Source organism: Vibrio sp. T13N (genome assembly GCF_032970445.1).
GTDB classification, from domain to species: Bacteria; Pseudomonadota; Gammaproteobacteria; order Enterobacterales; family Vibrionaceae; genus Vibrio; species Vibrio diabolicus.
In genome coordinates, this window is record NZ_JAWJYE010000006.1 from 263,422 (window position 1) to 281,423 (window position 18,002).

17 protein-coding genes and 1 riboswitch are annotated in these 18,002 nt (G+C 46.1%); of the genes, 7 read left to right on the forward strand and 10 right to left on the reverse strand.

Annotated elements, in window-relative coordinates:
- Positions 1-105: 105 nt before the first annotated feature.
- Both rpmA and rplU read right to left on the reverse strand, forming a co-directional pair.
- On the reverse strand, positions 106-363 hold the full coding sequence (gene rpmA, locus R2S67_RS12490; RefSeq protein ID WP_005383095.1) for a 50S ribosomal protein L27: 258 nt from the start codon (positions 361-363) through the stop codon (positions 106-108).
- Between the two features lie 20 nt (positions 364-383).
- Positions 384-695 carry a 50S ribosomal protein L21 gene (rplU, locus tag R2S67_RS12495; RefSeq protein WP_005383096.1) on the reverse strand — a complete coding sequence of 104 codons (312 nt, stop codon included), beginning with the start codon at positions 693-695 and terminating at the stop codon, positions 384-386.
- A gap of 256 nt (positions 696-951) precedes the next feature.
- Between rplU and ispB the strand changes: the two genes are divergently transcribed.
- Positions 952-1,923, forward strand: a complete 972-nt coding sequence (ispB, locus tag R2S67_RS12500; RefSeq protein ID WP_005392297.1) for an octaprenyl diphosphate synthase — start codon at positions 952-954, stop codon at positions 1,921-1,923.
- Between the two features lie 88 nt (positions 1,924-2,011).
- Here the strand turns inward: ispB and R2S67_RS12505 are convergent, their stop codons facing one another.
- Both R2S67_RS12505 and mdh read right to left on the reverse strand, forming a co-directional pair.
- Positions 2,012-2,203: a hypothetical protein gene (locus R2S67_RS12505; protein ID WP_005392299.1), complete on the reverse strand. Its 192-nt coding sequence runs from the start codon at positions 2,201-2,203 to the stop codon at positions 2,012-2,014.
- A gap of 113 nt (positions 2,204-2,316) precedes the next feature.
- Positions 2,317-3,252, reverse strand: a complete 936-nt coding sequence (mdh, locus tag R2S67_RS12510) for a malate dehydrogenase (RefSeq protein ID WP_005392300.1) — start codon at positions 3,250-3,252, stop codon at positions 2,317-2,319.
- Positions 3,253-3,611: 359 nt separating this feature from the next.
- On the opposite strand from mdh, the gene argR reads away from it, so the two are divergent.
- From argR to R2S67_RS12530, 4 genes are all read left to right on the forward strand, one after another.
- Positions 3,612-4,082: a transcriptional regulator ArgR gene (argR, locus tag R2S67_RS12515; RefSeq protein ID WP_031780246.1), complete on the forward strand. Its 471-nt coding sequence runs from the start codon at positions 3,612-3,614 to the stop codon at positions 4,080-4,082.
- A 405-nt stretch (positions 4,083-4,487) separates the two neighbouring features.
- Positions 4,488-5,456 carry a TAXI family TRAP transporter solute-binding subunit gene (locus R2S67_RS12520; RefSeq protein ID WP_005392302.1) on the forward strand — a complete coding sequence of 323 codons (969 nt, stop codon included), beginning with the start codon at positions 4,488-4,490 and terminating at the stop codon, positions 5,454-5,456.
- 295 nt (positions 5,457-5,751) lie between these two features.
- On the forward strand, positions 5,752-8,331 hold the full coding sequence (locus R2S67_RS12525; RefSeq protein WP_317344744.1) for a TRAP transporter permease: 2,580 nt from the start codon (positions 5,752-5,754) through the stop codon (positions 8,329-8,331).
- A 42-nt stretch (positions 8,332-8,373) separates the two neighbouring features.
- Entirely contained in the window at positions 8,374-8,811 is a 438-nt protein-coding gene (locus R2S67_RS12530) for a universal stress protein (RefSeq protein ID WP_005392306.1), read from the forward strand.
- A gap of 63 nt (positions 8,812-8,874) precedes the next feature.
- Here R2S67_RS12530 and R2S67_RS12535 read toward each other — a convergent pair whose 3' ends face one another.
- A complete protein-coding gene (locus R2S67_RS12535; protein ID WP_006742959.1) occupies positions 8,875-9,951 on the reverse strand; it encodes an alkene reductase in 1,077 nt (358 codons plus the stop codon).
- A 92-nt stretch (positions 9,952-10,043) separates the two neighbouring features.
- Between R2S67_RS12535 and R2S67_RS12540 the strand changes: the two genes are divergently transcribed.
- The gene (locus R2S67_RS12540; protein ID WP_054867221.1) at positions 10,044-10,991 is read left to right on the forward strand and encodes a LysR family transcriptional regulator; all 948 of its coding nucleotides are present in this window, start codon (positions 10,044-10,046) and stop codon (positions 10,989-10,991) included.
- 18 nt (positions 10,992-11,009) lie between these two features.
- Here R2S67_RS12540 and thiQ read toward each other — a convergent pair whose 3' ends face one another.
- From thiQ to mpl, 5 genes are all read right to left on the reverse strand, one after another.
- Positions 11,010-11,714: a thiamine ABC transporter ATP-binding protein gene (gene thiQ / locus R2S67_RS12545; RefSeq protein ID WP_047009041.1), complete on the reverse strand. Its 705-nt coding sequence runs from the start codon at positions 11,712-11,714 to the stop codon at positions 11,010-11,012.
- Positions 11,714-13,300 (reverse strand): thiamine/thiamine pyrophosphate ABC transporter permease ThiP, encoded by a 1,587-nt coding sequence (gene thiP / locus R2S67_RS12550; protein ID WP_317344746.1) that lies wholly within the window; start codon positions 13,298-13,300, stop codon positions 11,714-11,716. Before thiP ends, thiQ begins: the two co-directional genes overlap by 1 nt.
- Positions 13,301-13,341: 41 nt before the next feature.
- On the reverse strand, positions 13,342-14,334 hold the full coding sequence (gene thiB / locus R2S67_RS12555) for a thiamine ABC transporter substrate binding subunit (protein WP_006742963.1): 993 nt from the start codon (positions 14,332-14,334) through the stop codon (positions 13,342-13,344).
- Between the two features lie 71 nt (positions 14,335-14,405).
- A riboswitch (TPP riboswitch) is annotated at positions 14,406-14,542 on the reverse strand.
- Between the two features lie 37 nt (positions 14,543-14,579).
- On the reverse strand, positions 14,580-15,215 hold the full coding sequence (locus R2S67_RS12560; protein WP_317344747.1) for a flavin prenyltransferase UbiX: 636 nt from the start codon (positions 15,213-15,215) through the stop codon (positions 14,580-14,582).
- Between the two features lie 4 nt (positions 15,216-15,219).
- Positions 15,220-16,578, reverse strand: a complete 1,359-nt coding sequence (mpl, locus tag R2S67_RS12565) for a UDP-N-acetylmuramate:L-alanyl-gamma-D-glutamyl-meso-diaminopimelate ligase (protein WP_317344748.1) — start codon at positions 16,576-16,578, stop codon at positions 15,220-15,222.
- 312 nt (positions 16,579-16,890) lie between these two features.
- On the opposite strand from mpl, the gene fbp reads away from it, so the two are divergent.
- Entirely contained in the window at positions 16,891-17,907 is a 1,017-nt protein-coding gene (gene fbp / locus R2S67_RS12570) for a class 1 fructose-bisphosphatase (protein ID WP_005392321.1), read from the forward strand.
- The last annotated feature ends 95 nt before the right edge of the window (positions 17,908-18,002 follow it).

Here is an 18,002-nt window from a genome sequence, read left to right on the forward strand (position 1 = left end):
ACGAGAAACTTCGATATGTCGACTGCCATAAATAAAAAACCCCGCCGATTCGGCAGGGCTTTTGAATTCAGCTTAAAGCTATTAAGTAACTTGGTAAAAACCTAATTACTCAGCTTCGATGCTTACAAACTTACGGTTCTTAGGACCTTTCACTTCGAACTTCACTTTACCTTCAGTAAGAGCGAATAGAGTGTGGTCTTTACCGATACCTACGTTGTTACCAGCGTGGAACTTAGTACCACGTTGACGAACGATGATGTTACCTGCAAGTACAGATTCACCACCGAAACGCTTAACACCTAGACGTTTGCTTTCTGAATCGCGGCCGTTACGAGTAGAACCACCAGCTTTTTTGTGTGCCATTGTTAAACTCTCCTAATAGATTAAGCGTTGATACCAGTGATCTTCACTTCAGTGAACCACTGACGGTGACCCTGTTGCTTACGAGAGTGCTTACGACGACGGAACTTAACGATTTTAACTTTATCGCCACGACCGTGTTGTACAACTTCAGCAACAATTTTGCCGCCCTCTACAAGAGGAGCACCAACTTTGATGTCTTCGCCGTTAGCAACAAGAAGAACTTTATCAAATTCTACAGTTGCACCAGTTTCAACGTCTAATTTCTCTAAACGAAGAGTTTGACCTTCGCTTACACGGTGTTGTTTACCACCAGATTGGAAAACAGCGTACATATTTTACTCCGCTTTTTCCGCACAGCCTTTCTTGAGGGTGTGCGCTAAACTAATCATCAATAGGGCGCAGATTCTACAGAATAGATGCTCCTATGACAAGCCATATTTTGAAAAAATTGGCGAAAAGCTAATCGCCAAAGAAAAGTGCGGCAATCATGCCCTTTAGTAATGTATTAATCAACGTTTTTTAGTGTATTATTCGACAATTATATAAATCGAATAAGCCTTGCAGGGTCTAACTTCAGCCGGATATACGATGGATTTTAAAACTATCCAAGCGCTTACTGCCGATGACATGGCAAAAGTGAATGAAACAATTCAAGCCCAACTTAATTCTGATGTCTCTTTAATCAACCAGCTCGGTTTTTATATCGTGAGTGGTGGAGGCAAACGTCTGAGACCGCTTTTAGCGATACTGTCAGCCCGCGCACTTGGTTACCAAGGCAACGGTCATACCATGGCAGCTGCGTTTATTGAGTTCATCCATACAGCGACTTTGCTGCATGATGACGTGGTCGACGAATCAGACATGCGCCGCGGTAAAGCAACTGCGAATGCTGCATTTGGCAATGCTGCTAGCGTGTTAGTTGGGGACTTTATCTATACTCGCTCATTCCAAATGATGACGGAGCTAGGATCCATGAAGATCCTTAAGCTAATGAGCAACGCCGTAAACGTGATCGCCGAAGGTGAAGTTCAGCAGTTGATGAACTGTAACGATCCTGACACGACAGAAGAAAGCTACATGCAAGTCATCTACTCTAAGACGGCACGCTTATTTGAGTCTGCAACTCAAATTGGCGCAATCTTAAACGATGCTCCTGAGCATGTTGAAATCGCAATGCAAAATTACGGTAAGTATTTGGGTACTGCGTTTCAGCTTATTGATGACGTCATGGATTACACCTCTGATGGCGAAGACATGGGTAAAAATGTGGGGGATGATTTGGCTGAAGGCAAGCCAACTTTACCTCTACTTCACGCTATGCGTAATACCACGCCAGACAATGCCCTCATGATTCGCGAAGCAATTGAGAAGGCCAATGGCATGGATCGCTTAGAAGAAATTCTCGCGGTGATGAAAGAGGCCGGATCTCTGGAATACACGACGCAAAAAGCACTAGAAGAAGCAGACAAAGCAATCGAAGAACTATCAGTATTGCCGGAATCTGAATACAAGCAAGCGCTTATTACTCTGGCTCATGTCGCGGTACAACGCACGAAGTAATCATAGCAACCCATAACGCAAGACTTAAAACAAAAAGGAAGAGCWWGCTCTTCCTTTTTGTATCTGATACCTAATGCCGTGATAGGCGCTAGTAATATCTGTCACTACCGCCATGCAGTTGTGGGTCATCTTCTATTTCATCAAAGCTAACCGCAATCTGCTGATCAGAGCCTTGTTTCGACAACAGTACCGTCTCTGCTTCACGGTCGACCACCAATATCGTACCTACGCCCTGCTGGCACTCAACAACCATGCCTTTACGGATTCGACTTGCTTCCATCATCTTCTCCTTCACCACGTTGTTTTGATCAAGTAATTTTACGAAGCAGAGAAGCCAAAGATCAAAAAAGCCGATCATTTTGATCGGCTTTCTTCTTATTCGAGCTTTCTAGATTACTTTGCGAATTCAACACCAATGTTGATGTCGCCATTTAGTGTTTCTAGCATACCGTCTAGTGCAGACTTTTCGTAGTCGCTGAGTTTGCCGTAGCTTAGTACTTCTTCTACGCCTTCTTTACCCAGTTTCACAGGCTGTGCGAAGTAAGTCGCATGTTCACCGTCGCCTTCAACGTATGCACATTCAACTACGCCTTCTTCTCCTTGAAGAGCACGAACTAGAGACAGACCAAAGCGACATGCAGCTTGGCCCATTGATAGTGTTGCACTACCACCACCCGCTTTCGCTTCTACAACTTCAGTACCTGCGTTTTGAATACGTTTCGTTAATGCTTCTACTTCTTCAGCTGTAAACTCAACGCCTTCCACTTGAGACAGTAGAGGTAAGATCGTTACGCCAGAGTGGCCACCGATAACAGGTACGCGAATGTCACCTGGATCTTTGTCTTTTAGCTCTGCAACGAATGTTTCTGAACGGATAACATCCAGTGTTGTTACACCGAACAAGCGACGCTTATCGTAAACACCCGCTTTTTTAAGTACTTCAGCGGCAATTGGCACTGTTGTATTTACCGGGTTTGTGATGATACCAACACAAGCTTTCGGACAAACAACCGCAATCTTCTCCGCTAGCGACTTAACGATACCAGCATTTACATTGAATAGATCCGCGCGATCCATACCAGGCTTACGAGCAACACCTGCAGAAATCAGCACAACATCCGCACCTTCTAGTGCTGGAGTAGGATCTTCACCCGCGTAACCTTTGATAGAAACTGGCGTCGGGATGTGGCTAAGATCAGCAGCCACACCAGGAGTTACTGGAGCAATATCGTATAGGGCTAAATCAGAACCAGCAGGAAGACGGTTCTTAAGTAGAAGGGCCAGGGCTTGACCGATGCCACCAGCGGCACCAATAACGGCTACTTTCATGTAGTTCTCCTTGAGAGTATTTCTCTTATAAACGTATTCGTAGGGTAGTTTGTAACCAACTTAAATAAAGCTATCGGAATCACAACTTGATTACAATCAATTAACGCTAGCTTTGCGACCTCGCGCAACTCGCTGTTACCGTGCTACAAATGGGGCTTGGATTATTCTTTTATTCTGTTGAAATGACAAGGAATTCAAGAAAACAAAAACAGCCCTACTTCATATAGTTAAAGAATTCCATGTGGTATATAGTTTACAGTGACGTAACTAACATAATACTGGGACTCTTTGGCACCGCATGAATATATATGCGAGAATATGCAAAATTGCTGACCCGTAATAAGAGATTCGTAATGACTATGCGCAATTCAGAAAAACAAGACAACTTAGTCCGCGCCTTTAAAGCCCTATTAAAAGAAGAGAGCTTTGGCTCACAGGGTGAGATTGTTGATGCACTCAAACAACAAGGATTTGAAAGCATTAACCAATCGAAAGTATCACGCATGCTGACTAAATTTGGCGCCGTCCGCACACGCAATGCAAAAATGGAAATGGTTTACTGCCTTCCTGCTGAGCTAGGCGTACCGACTGTAAGCAGCTCTTTGCGTGAACTGGTGCTAGACATTGACCATAACGCGGCATTAGTTGTTATCCATACTGGCCCTGGTGCTGCGCAGTTGATTGCTCGCTTGCTTGACTCACTGGGTAAATCCGAGGGTATTCTTGGTGTTGTTGCAGGTGATGACACTATCTTTATCACTCCAACGATGGCGATTACGACTGAACAGTTGTTCAAATCAGTGTGTGAACTGTTCGAATACACTGGCTAAGTTCTTTCACATTTAGATCAGCTAACTCTTTGTGGGCTATAAAAGAAATCTCATTTTGTAGCCCATGATTTATGTAAATTTTTTGCTTATCCAGACCATTATTTAACCACCTATTTTGTGATTAACATCACGCAATTGATCTTTTTCACTTCGTTCACTTAATACTTATTAAGTGTTTGTTATAAAAAGAATTAAATCACAAATCTAACACTATCCTCCTGCACAAGATTCAGACTTATCAACTATAACATTTAACAATTGGATAATTTTCTGCCAATTTTTTGTTATGATTCGCTCGCTTTTTCAAACGATTGGATTGGAAAAGATGCCGTTTCCAAATAGGAAACTCCAGAAGTGATTTATGGTTATTTCCGGGTAAATAATGAATATAAGGAAGGGAAATTCATGGCATTTAACAAACTTCTCAAAGTAGGCGCTATCGCTGCAGCAGTAATGGGTGCAGGCGCAGTTAACGCTCAAGAGTTTATTACTATCGGTACTGGCTCTGTTACAGGTGTTTACTACCCTACTGGTGGTGCTATCTGTAAATTGGTCAATAAAGGTCGTAAAGAACACAACATTCGTTGTTCAGTAGAATCGACTGGCGGCTCTATTTACAACGTTAACACTATCCGTGCTGGCGAGTTAGATTTTGGTATCGTGCAATCGGATTGGCAGTACCACGGCTACAATGGTACGAGTAAGTTTGCGGAACAAGGCCCGTACAAAAAGCTACGTGCAATGTTCTCTCTTCATACAGAACCTTTCAACATCATTGCTCGTGCAGATTCAGGTATCGAAAACGTTGAAGACCTAAAAGGTAAGCGCGTAAACATCGGTAACCCTGGCTCTGGTGACCGTGCAACCATGGGCGTTGTTATGGAAGCAATGGGCTGGACAAACGACAGCTTCAAATTGGCTTCTGAGCTAAAGGGCTCTGAGCGTTCTCAAGCACTTTGTGACAACAAAATTGACGCATTCATTTACATGGTGGGTCACCCGAACGGTTCAATCAAAGAAGCAACAACATCATGTGATGCTAAGCTAGTTTCTGCAACAGGCCCGAAAATCGATAAGATTGTTGCTGATAACCCATACTACGCCTTTAGCTCAGTGCCAGCTGGCATGTATCGTGGCACAGACAAAGACGTAAACAGCTTTGGTGTTGCAGCAACGATGGTTACAACAGCAGACGTTTCAGACGATGTCGCTTACAACGTTGCAAAAGCCGTGTTTGAAAACTTCGATACGTTCAAACGTCTACACCCTGCGTTTGCAAACCTGAAAAAAGAAGACATGGTGAAAGCGGGTCTATCTATCCCTCTTCACCCAGGTGCAGAAAAATACTACAAAGAAGTGGGTCTACTTAAGTAACTTCCTCAGACTCCAAATTCACAGGCAGGAAAAGATGGTTTTCTGCCTGTTTGAGCATGCAGGTTGTAGCACGTGCTAACTGCATGCTTCATTCGCCAGTTTTCTTCCGAAAATTGCGAGTTCATACCCAAGAAAAACTTAAACGCCGCCTAGCAGAGTCTCCAAAATTCAACACTTTGAGTTCAGGCAGCAAAATACTCGAAAGCAAACTTCGCTCCATTCGCTACACTGATAAAGGCGAAGTGTGGTTCTCGATAAAAATCCGACAGGACCATCAATAATAAGGAAAAAGTACATGGCGACGAATCAAGCTCCGTCACAAGATGTGCAAGAAATGGTGGCTCAGGCAGACACAGGTGCACGTAGCCCCTCGGGAATGCAAGGACGAATCCTTTGGTTTGTTCCTCTGTGTTGGTCACTATTTCAATTATGGTACGCATCTCCGCTACCATTTATTTTTAATTTCGGCGTACTGAACGACACGGAAGCGCGATCAATCCACCTCACTTTCGCGATCTTCTTGGCTTTCACTGCTTATCCAGCGATGAAAAATTCCCCTCGCGATCATATCCCTCTTGTCGATTGGATATTGGCGCTAGCAGGTAGTTTTTCTGCGGCATATATTTACCTTTTTTATACCGAGCTAGCTGGACGTTCCGGTGCACCAACAACGGCAGATATCGTCGTTGCTGTCATCGGTATGGTTCTCCTTTTAGAGGCAACACGCCGAGCGCTCGGTCCACCACTGATGGTGGTTGCTGCTGTCTTCCTTACTTACACCTTTGCAGGCCCTTACATGCCCGATGTCATCGCGCATAAAGGAGCGAGCTTAAACAAGGCCATGTCTCACTTATGGCTAACAACGGAAGGTGTATTCGGTGTCGCATTAGGCGTTTCAACCTCTTTTGTGTTCTTGTTTGTATTGTTTGGCGCCATGCTGGAACGTGCTGGCGCAGGTGCTTACTTCATTAAAGTCGCCTTTTCTTTACTGGGTCATATGAAAGGTGGTCCTGCAAAAGCGGCCGTTGTTGCATCTGGTTTATCCGGGCTTGTTTCTGGCTCTTCAATCGCAAACGTGGTAACCACTGGTACCTTTACCATTCCATTGATGAAACGTGTCGGTTTTCCGGGCACCAAAGCGGGAGCCGTTGAAGTTGCCGCCTCAACCAATGGTCAGTTAACGCCACCAATCATGGGCGCGGCGGCATTCTTGATGGTGGAATATGTCGGTATCTCATACGTTGAGGTAATTAAGGCTGCCCTACTTCCGGCACTTATCTCTTACATCGCTTTGATTTACATCGTTCACCTTGAGGCGTGTAAAGCGGGTATGACAGGTCTTCCTCGTCGCCACAACCCAACGTTAGTACAAAGTTTACTTTCCTTTACTAGCACAATCTTGGGACTGTGTGTGATCAGCGCATTGGTTTACTACGGAGTGGGTTGGACGAAAGATGTCTTTGGTGATGCCGCGACGCCTATTGTTACGGTTGCCCTGTTAATTGCGTACGTTGGCTTGGTGAAGATCTCAGCAAATCACGTGCAAGATGGCGCAATTGAGATTGATGCAGAGTTAACAGAAGTACCTGATCCTGGCCCAACGGTTAAATCTGGTTTGCACTATCTACTGCCTATCGTTGTATTGGTTTGGTGTCTGACTGTAGAGCGCTTCTCGCCAGGTCTTTCAGCATTCTGGGCAACGGTGTTCATGATTTTCATTTTGCTGACTCAGCGTCCATTGATTGCTCTGTTATCAAGGCAAGGTGACATGATGCAGCAAACCAAAGATGGCTTCGTCGATCTGGCTGAGAGCTTGGTTGCTGGCGCTCGCAACATGATTGGTATCGGCGTTGCAACGGCAGCGGCAGGTACCGTAGTTGGGGTCGTCACCCTAACGGGTATCGGCCTGGTCATGACGGACTTCGTTGAGTTTATCTCTGGCGGTAGCATCATTCTTATGCTGCTGTTTACCGCAATAATCAGCTTGGTTCTTGGGATGGGTCTACCGACAACGGCGAACTACATCGTCGTCTCTACGTTGATGGCACCGGTTATTGTCACACTAGGTGCAGCACATGGCTTGATCATCCCACTCATTGCGGTGCACTTGTTCGTTTTCTACTTTGGTATTTTGGCCGACGACACCCCACCCGTAGGTCTTGCGGCATTTGCGGCGGCTGCGATTGCTAAATCAGACCCGATTCGTACAGGTATCCAAGGCTTTACTTACGATATTCGAACCGCCATTTTGCCATTCATGTTTGTGTTCAATACCCAGCTACTATTGATGGGGATAGACTCTTGGTGGCATTTAGCACTCACGGTCATCTCATCGATCATTGCGATGCTGATCTTTTCCGCCGCTACACAAGGATGGTGGTTCACGCGTAACAAGTGGTGGGAAACCGTTCTATTATTAGTACTGACATTTTCGTTTTTCCGTCCTGGTTTTTGGTGGGACATGCTGTATCCAGCGAAAGTTCTTTCTCCTGGCGTTGAGGTAGCTCAAATCACGGAAACGCTAAATGTAGGAGAATCATTGGAGCTACGTGTTGCCGGCGAAAACCTTGAAGGCGACTACATCGAGAAAACGGTTCGTCTTCCATTCGAAGACAGTGCGACAACAGCGGAAGCACGTATTTCGTCTATGGGTCTGATGCTGACCGAAAGCGACAACAAAATGATTGTCGATATGGTCGAGTTTGGTAGCCCGGCAGAGTCTGCAGGTATCGACTTTGATTGGGAGATCAAGTGGGTTATCCAAGATGCAGAACGTCCGATGAAAGAATGGGTATTTGTGCCATGCTTAATGATTTTGCTGGTGCTTGCCATGAACCAAAAACGTCGTGCTCGTAAGGAACAATTGAGCGCATAACCGATTTGGCCCCGAGGAAGGGGCCTTAGTGAGAGACATTGAATGTACAAACAAATTCTTGTTCCGGTTGATCTAAATGACCAAGGCTTTTCAGACCGAGCGGTTGAACTAGCGGTTTGGCAGGCAAAGCAAGCGAATGCGCAAATCCACCTTCTAACAGTATTACCTGGAATTCACATGTCGATGGTTGCTACATACTTCCCAAAAGATGCAGCAGCCAAAATGAAGCAAGACGTGAAGCAGCAATTAAAAGCTTTCGCCAATAAGCATATTGCTGAAGATGTTGTGTACCAAGTGCATGTTGCTGAGGGCAAAGCCTACGCGACGATTCTTGATTATGCAGAGCGCTTGGGCGCTGATCTCATCATTATGCCAAGTCACAAGCGTTCTAAAATCAATAAAGTAATGCTTGGCTCTGTCGCAAGTAAGGTCGTGGAATATTCTCCAATCAATGTGATGGTCGTGAAACCGCAAGGTTAAACAACTAAAGAAACGAAAAAGGACGCTAACATTAGCGTCCTTTTTATATTGAACAAGTAAGGATTATGCCATTACTGGGTAATCGGTATAACCTTCTGCTCCACCTAAATAAAAGTGCTCAGGTTTTGCCTCATTAAGAGGTGCATTTTTCTTAAATCGCTCAACTAAATCAGGGTTGGCGATAAATGGAACGCCAAATGCGACCACATCAACTTGATTTTCTGCAATTGCCGTTGTCGCTTCTTGTGCACTGTAGCCCACGTTGGCCATTAGGTAACCTTGATAGTTTTCGCGCGCTGGCTTGAGAACATCTGCTTTTTGTACGCCCTTTAGATCCGCACGCATCACGTGCCAATAAGCAAGATCGAAAGCATTAAGTTGCTTAGCTAAGTAACGAACCAAGCCAACCGGATCGCTGTCTTTCATGTCATTAAATCCATTTAATGGTGATGTGCGCAGCCCTACTCTTCCAGGTCCCCATACCTCGACCACTTCTTTAACTATCTCAAGTAAAAAACGGGCACGATTTTCGACTGAGCCACCGTATTCATCAGTACGTAAATTCGATCCATCACGAAGAAAGTTATCGATAAGATAACCATTGGCGCCATGTATCTCCACACCATCAAAGCCTGCTCTCTTGGCGTTTTTCGCACCTTGCTTAAACGCTGCCACAATGGAAGCTATCTCATCCACTTCGAGTGCTCGTGGTACCGTATATGCTTGCTTACCTGAAGGGGTATGAACTAACTCATCACGAATGGCTAGTGCGCTCGCTGCAACAGGTGTTTTCCCATCATTCAGTTCAGGATGACAAGCGCGTCCCGCATGCCAAATTTGCAATACGATCTTACCGCCTCTCTCATGAACCGCATCCGTTACCTTTTTCCAAGCTGCAATTTGTTCTTCGTTATAAATGCCCGGTTCTGCCATAAAAGCAGACGTTCCTTCCATCACCATGGTGCATTCAGCAATGATAAGTCCAGCACTCGCGCGTTGAGCATAATACTCAACCATAAGGTCATTCGGGATATGATCTGCGCTGGCACGAGCGCGCGTTAAAGGGGCCATAATGGCACGGTTATCTAATGCTAATTGACCGAGTTCGATAGGAGAAAATAAGTCTACAGAGTTGGACATGTTGGTTACCTCAAATGACAATAACTTGATGGCTAAGGATGAGGAGCCAGACTATAATCAGATCAATATTGAAACAATATGGATAATTGAAAGTGATTGTTCGAAATTTAGAAACAATTGACTTTAGGACGCTCTCTATCTTTGTCACAAGCTGTCGACTACTGAGCTTAACCAAGTGCGCGCTGGAGTTAAACCTACCAAAATCTACTGTTAGTAAAGCCATAACCAAACTCGAACAACACTTTGAAGCCAAGCTCCTAGAGCGCACGACCCGAAAGTTGGTGATTACCGAAGCTGGTCAAATGGTTTTAGAGCGTGCTGCAAGCTTAGTTGAAGAATTTCACTCGATTGGTCAAGACGTTCAGGAAATGGAACAGCAGATCCAAGGTCGGCTTCGCATTGCTGCGCCACCAGCCTTGGACGCGTATATGGCTGAGCACATCTTTTTACCATTTTTAAAACAATGGCCAAAAGTACAAATTGCGTTAGAAGCATCGAACGATTTTGTTGATCTATTTTCACACGGTTTTGATATGGCAATTCGAGTCGGCCAGATCGTCGATGATCGACTGATTGCTAAAAAATTGGGTTACACCACCCGAGTATTGGCCGCCAGTCCTGAGTATTTAGCTGAGTGTGGCGTACCTAAAACGCCAGAAGATCTGACAACACACAACTGTTTGAGATATCAGTATGTTTCAGAGATAGGCCCTTGGACGTTGATTTCGCAGGACAGCACCGTCAACGTCTCGGTAAGCAGTAACTTCTCTAGCACCACCGTAGAAGCGGTATTAAAAGGCGCACTCAAAGGACTAGGCATCGCTAACTTACCTATGCAAAACATGACGCAAGAGCTAGAAAATGGCTCCTTAGTCAGAGTCTTACCTCAATGGCACACGGTACCAATGCCCATTTATTTAGTCTATCGTCCTGGCGCAAACCGAACGCGACGAGTACAAGCGATGATTGACCATATCATGAGCCTAAGATCTCAATTTGAATTTGGTCCTCGACATGGTTTGTGTTGCGGAGAAGCATAACCCAGCCACCATTGAGCATTAGCGTGCGGCTCGGATAAATGCCGCAAGCTTCTCACTAGCATGCTGCTCACTCAATGCAGACATACTATCCGCCGCTTCCACTTTGCCATCAGCCACAAACACAAAGTGGCTGGCAATGGCTTTGGCATCGCTTAAATGGTGCGTGACCATCAATACGGTTATTCCCCGCTCTGCCGCCAGTTTTTTTACCAAGCTCAGCATCTCTTCACGTAAAACCGGATCAAGCGCCGAGAAAGGCTCATCCAACAGCCACATGGGATGAGGCTGAACAAAACAACGCGCCAAGGCAACACGTTGACGCTGCCCTCCAGAAAGGTGCTCAGGCAAACGGTCGAGGTACTCTGCAACGCCAACTTGCTGCGCCGCTTGTTCAACCTGACGCTTTTGGTCTACAGTGAGCTTCAGCCCTGGGTGTAAACCTAAGCCAATGTTGTCACGCACCGACAAGTGAGAAAACAAGTTATGCTCTTGGAACAGCATGGAGAAAGGACGCTGATAAGGCTCTTTGTGCACAATAGACTCACCATCAACCCGAATGTCACCTTGGTCAGGATGGATAAATCCAGCCACCAACGCCAGCAACGTCGATTTTCCAGCCCCACTTGGTCCCATCAGCGACACTATCTGACCTTGCTCAATCGTTAAGTCAAAACGAAACAGCTCACGTTGGTAGGTGTACTGCACATCATCCAACACTAACATTACGCTCTCTCCTTCGTTTTCAATACTTTCTCAATCAAGGCAAAACAGCCCACACTCAACAACAACAAGGTCACCGATACCACCGCAGCCGCGTCCATCTGATAGCTGCCAAGCAGCTGGAATAAATACAGAGGTAAAGTGCGGAACTCTTGTCCGCCAAACAACGCGATAGCACTTAAATCGCCAATCGCAAACATAAAGCTGATCGCAAACGCATGTGCGAATGGCTTGCGCAGCGCCTGCCACTCCACCACTTTAAAGCGTTGCCAGCCACGCATGCCTAAGCTGGCACACACATACTGGTATTGCTGCTCGATGTGCAGCATTGGCTGTGCCAGCGTTTTGATCACGTAAGGCAAAGCCATCAAACCGTTCACCAAAATCACGACAAAAAACGCCAAGCTAAAAACATCGGTAAATGATCGCAACAGCAAGAATAAACCGGTGCTAATCACCAGCCCTGGAGTCACCAAAATAATGGTGCCGATTAGCTCAATCTGATCGGCTCGCGTGTTTTTGTACTGCAAACGCCAACGACGGCTGGTCAACAATATGGACACGCCCGCAGCGACCGCAAGCGCACTGGCTAACCCTGCCACTTTGAGTGAGTTAGATAACGCAGACCAAAAACGTTCATCGGTTAACACCGCCCAAACTTGTTGGTTGATGCCACTCAGTAACACCATCAATAACGGTGGTATCACCAGTAAAAAGGCACCTATGATCCAAAAGCTATCCCAAGCTTTTGACCACCCATGATCCTTCGTTAAATATTGCTGTACCGATGTGCTGCCAGCACTGATAGAAACAGGCTTTGTTAACTTCTGCACTCCAATGGCAAGCAGTCCACATAACAGCATCTGCCACAGCGCCAATAACGCCCCAGCTTGTAAATCAAAATCAAACTTAATCGCTTGGTAAATTGCCAATTCAATGGTGGTGGATTTTGGCCCGCCCCCCAACGCCATTACAGTGGCAAAACTGGTGAAGCACAACATATATACCAAGCCACAAACGTGGGGAAGTTGCTGCCTTAAACGCGGCCATTCCACCCAACGAAACTTATTCCAATGGTTCATACCTAAATGCGCACACAGCTTATGCTGCTCGGCAGGAATAGATTCTAATGCTTGCAACAGCAAGCGCGCCGCGTAAGGTAAATTAAAGAACACATGGGCGAGTAAAATTCCGTTCAAACCGTAAATAGAAAATGGCAGTTTAGTATCGAAACTTTGCAGCCACTGCGCTAACAAACCGCTGTTGCCATAAATCGCTAATAGCCCGAAAACACCAACCAAAACAGGCAAAACTAGCGTCGATGCAAACAGCTTAAGCAGTAATGACTTACCCCAAAATTGGCGACGTGAAAGCGCGTGCGCAACTGGAATGGCAAAGCCAACACTGAGCAATGTGGAAAGAAAAGCTTGGTAGAAGCTGAACTTGGTGACATGTTGATAATACGGGTCGTCCCATACCACAGACACATCAAGTGAAGGGGCTTGAACAATCAAAGCACCTAGGGCAGAAACAACAAAGGTCGCGATGATCATCGCGACCCCTAAACCTATTTTTGGAACAGAATTCAAAGGTAAAACCTATCTCATTCAGATGAGGGGTGGAACGTCAGCTAAAACGTCAGTGCGCTTTGCCATTCGCGAATCCAAGACTTACGCATTTTTGCCACTTCATCAGCACTAAAGCTCAACGACTTGTTTGGAACGCTCAAGGTTTCAAAACCTTTAGGTAACTCAACGTCAGTAACAGGGTACATCCAGTTACCCGTTGGCATCGCTGACTGGAACTCATCACTTAAAATGAAATTCATAAATTGATCAGCAAGTTCTGAATTTTTTGCCCCTTTCACTTTAGCGGCGACTTCAACTTGCATGTAGTGACCTTCAGCAAAATTCGCCGTCGCAAACTTTGAATCGTTTTCCGCAATTAAGTGGTACGCAGGTGACGTAGTGTAAGAAAGCACTAAGTCCGACTCGCCGTTAAGGAACATGGAATACGCTTCTGACCAACCTTTCGTGACCGTTACGGTTTTGCTCGCTAGCTTCTGCCACGCTTGCGTCACATCGTCGCCATAAATGGATTTCATCCACAGCATCAAGCCTTGGCCCGGCGTTGACGTACGCGGATCTTGATAAATCACTTTCAAATCGTCGCGCGTTTCCACCAGCTCTTTCATGCTTTTCGGCGGATTAGCCAGTTTCTCTGTGTTGTACACAAACGCGAAGTAGCCGTAATCGTACGGTACAAACGTCGTGTCGCTCCAACCATTTGGTAACACTGTGTTAGCCGTATCCACATTGTGCTCGGTAAGCAGACCGGTTTTCTTCGCTTCTGCCATCAGATTGTTATCCAAACCTAACACGATGTCGGCTTTGCTATTACCGCCTTCAAGACGAAGACGATTCAGGATCGACACACCATCGTCCAACGCCACGAAGTTAACGTCACAGCCACATTTTGCTTCAAAAGCTTGCTCGATTTTAGGACCTGGTCCCCAATCTGCGGCAAAAGAATCGTAGGTATAAATAGTTAATGGGTTTTCAGCAGCAAACGCTGAAGTTGAAGTAATTGCAGCTAAGGCAATCAGACTTGAAGTGGTTTTCACTGCTCGCTCTCCATGAGTATTTCAGAGAAATAAGTTGAGCGGCACAGGGTTGAGGCGGCTATTAAGGACTTCCAATATCCAGACTCAATTCCTACGCCAGCATTATCTGGTTCAGGTAATACGGGTCCCTAGTAAAGCACTTAGGTCTCAGCGCCCAAATGCATTGATTGACTCAATGCTAAATGGGTTTGCTCCCCGATGAGTTGGATGGATTGTAAAGGTATTTGAGTGGTTACACAATCAGCTCACGAACGCTGGTCATAACCCCAACGAGGCACTAAACCTTGCTCAATACCTAAGTGGTCGAGAATTCTCGCCACCATAAAATCCACTAAGTCTTCAATGCTCTTTGGCTGATGGTAGAAACCCGGAGCCGCTGGCATGATGGTGACGCCCATTTGCGATAGCTTGTGCATGTTCTCCAGATGCAGCGTTGAAAATGGTGTTTCGCGAACGACGAGCAACAACTGCCCACGCTCTTTCATCACCACGTCAGCGGCGCGCTCAATCAAGTTATCCGACATACCATGCGCGATCGCCGCAACACTTCCTGCTGAACATGGGCAAACCACCATTTGCTTGGGTGCCGCAGAGCCAGACGCTACCGGTGAGAACCAGTCATCTTTACCACAAACGGTGATGTTATTTGGGTCACAGTTGAGGTGTTCCACCAACGCTTGCTTTGCGGCTTCTGGCCCACTTGGCAGCTTAAGGTTGTGTTCGGTTGCCATCACGACACGAGCCGCCGAAGAGATCAGAACGTAGACATGATAATCCGCCGCGACTAAACATTCTAAAAGGCGCAGACCATAAGGCGCACCAGATGCTCCAGTTAACGCTAAAGTGATGGTTTTTTCTGCTTGCTGCTGTTTGTTTTGCATAAAATCAGGCTTTTTGTTTAAGTTGCTCGAGGATCTTGCCGTGAATACCGCCAAAGCCACCATTACTCATCACGAGGATTTGGTCACCTGGCTGCGCACGTTCAACGATTTTCGCTACAAAGTTATCGATGTCAGCGTCAACAAAAGCAGGTTGCTGACATTGTTCCGCGATATCTTGCACCGACCATTCGATATTGTCTGGTTGGAATAAGAACACTTCATCTGCGCTGTGTAGCGAATCCGCGAGTGTGTTTTTGTGCACGCCGCGCTTCATAGTGGCAGAACGAGGTTCCAACACGGCAAGAATGCGTTTTTCGCCTACCTTGTTACGCAAACCACCGACGGTGAGTTCAATTGCCGTTGGGTGATGCGCAAAATCATCGTAAACCGTGATGCCTTGTTCTTCACCTTTGAGCTCTAAACGACGCTTAGTGTTGATGAAACGGCCCAGAGCCTGACAAGCAAGTTCCGGCGTTACACCAACGTGTCGTGCGGCGGCAATCGCCATTAACGCATTATCAACGTTATGATCACCCACCAAACCCCATTCGACGGTACCGACCTTCTCGCCTTGTAGAGCAACTTCAAATTTTGAGCCATCGACCACTAATTTGTGCGCTTGCCAGTCGCCACCAACACCTGAAAACTGCTTTTCTGTCCAGCAACCACGCTCTAATACATCCGCCAAAGCTTGGTCTTGCTTCGGAGCTAAGATTAAGCCATTTCCGGGAACCGTTCGCACTAAATGATGGAATTGGCGCTTGATCGCCTCTAGATCATCGAAGATGTCAGCATGATCAAACTCAAGGTTGTTCATGATTAAGGTTCGAGGATGGTAGTGCACAAACTTAGAACGCTTATCGAAAAAAGCACTGTCATATTCGTCCGCTTCAACGACAAAAAACATGCTTTCACCCAAACGAGCAGAGACTCCAAAGTTACCAAGTACTCCACCAACTAGGAAACCAGGTTGATAACCGCAGTCTTCGAGTATCCAAGCCAGCATGCTCGACGTGGTCGTTTTACCGTGTGTACCCGATACCGCCAATACCCAGCGATCGTGCAGCAAAAACTCGTTGAGCCACTGCGGACCAGAGGTGTAGCGCATGTTGGTATTGAGCACATGTTCAACACATGGGTTACCACGGCTCATGGCATTACCGATCACCACAAGGTCTGGTTGAGGGTCGAGTTGAGACGGGTCGAAGCCTTCAATAATTTCAATACCTTGAGACTCAAGCAACGTGCTCATCGGTGGGTAAACGTTGGCATCAGAACCAGTGACTTTATGCCCTAATTGGCGCGCTAAAATCGCAGCGCCGCCCATAAATGTGCCACAGATACCCAAGATATGAATGTGCATAAACTAAACCTTGTAATGCGTTCTTTAATGCTTTCATTATCGCGATCACAACCAGAAAAGCGAGAGACTTTAGCCTTCTTCTTGCAGTCCCTTTCACAAATATGACAAGGTTGAACACAGACTGTACAACCTCTTGCTTACTGATGAATACCTCAAACAAGTCTACAAATAAATTGAGATCTCAAACAGTTACTTCATTACCATTAAAAAGATCTGCGACTTAAACTTACATCCAGCGCAATCGTTTAACATCCATAAAGAGATGCTCACTTGCGCACTACCCCCAATGAAATGAAAATGTAAGGATTAACCATGTCAGGACTGCGCACCCTAGGCGAGTTCATTGTCGAAAAACAAGCGGATTTCCCCCACGCTAGCGGTGATCTATCATCCCTTTTAGCCTCCATTCGTTTAGCTGCAAAAATCGTTAACCGCGAAATCAACGCAGCGGGTCTCGGTGATATCACTGGTGCTGTAGGTACGGAAAATGTCCAAGGTGAAGACCAGCAAAAGCTCGATGTTTACGCGAACGATAAGTTCAAAGCCGCGCTTGAAGCTCGTGACCAAGTGTGTGGCGTTGCCAGTGAGGAAGAAGACGAAGCGGTTGCTTTCAACAAAGAGCTCAACCAAAACGCCAAATATGTGGTACTGATGGACCCACTTGATGGTTCTTCTAACATCGATGTGAACGTCTCTGTCGGTACTATCTTCTCTATTTATCGCCGTGTTTCACCTATTGGCACACCGGCGACAGAAGAAGATTTCCTTCAGCCTGGTCATAAGCAAGTTGCCGCTGGTTACGTGATTTACGGTTCATCAACCATGTTGGTTTACACCACAGGTAACGGCGTAAACGGCTTTACTTACGACCCATCTATCGGCAGCTTCTGCCTTTCTCATGAAAACATGATGATTCCAGAAGAAGGCAAGATTTATTCGATCAACGAAGGTAACTACATTCGCTTCCCTCAAGGGGTGAAGAAGTACATCAAGTACTGCCAAGAGAATGTGCCAGAAGACGGTCGTCCATACACTTCGCGCTACATTGGCTCATTGGTTGCTGATTTCCACCGCAACTTACTGAAAGGTGGTATCTACCTTTACCCTAGTACGCAAAGCCATCCACAGGGCAAGCTACGCCTGCTTTATGAATGTAACCCAATGGCGTTCTTAATTGAGCAAGCGGGCGGTATTGCATCAGACGGCGTCAATCGCATCATGGATATCAAACCAACCGAATTGCACCAACGTGTGCCTTTCTTTGTGGGTTCTAAGAACATGGTTCGCAAAGTTGAAGAGTTCCTTGAACTGCACCGCGACGAAGAATAATTTCAGACCTTTGTCCAACGCGGCAGGTGTTTACCTGCCGCGTTTTTGTCGCTAAAGTGAAACGCGAATTTATCATCAGATGAAGCCGCTTTTGT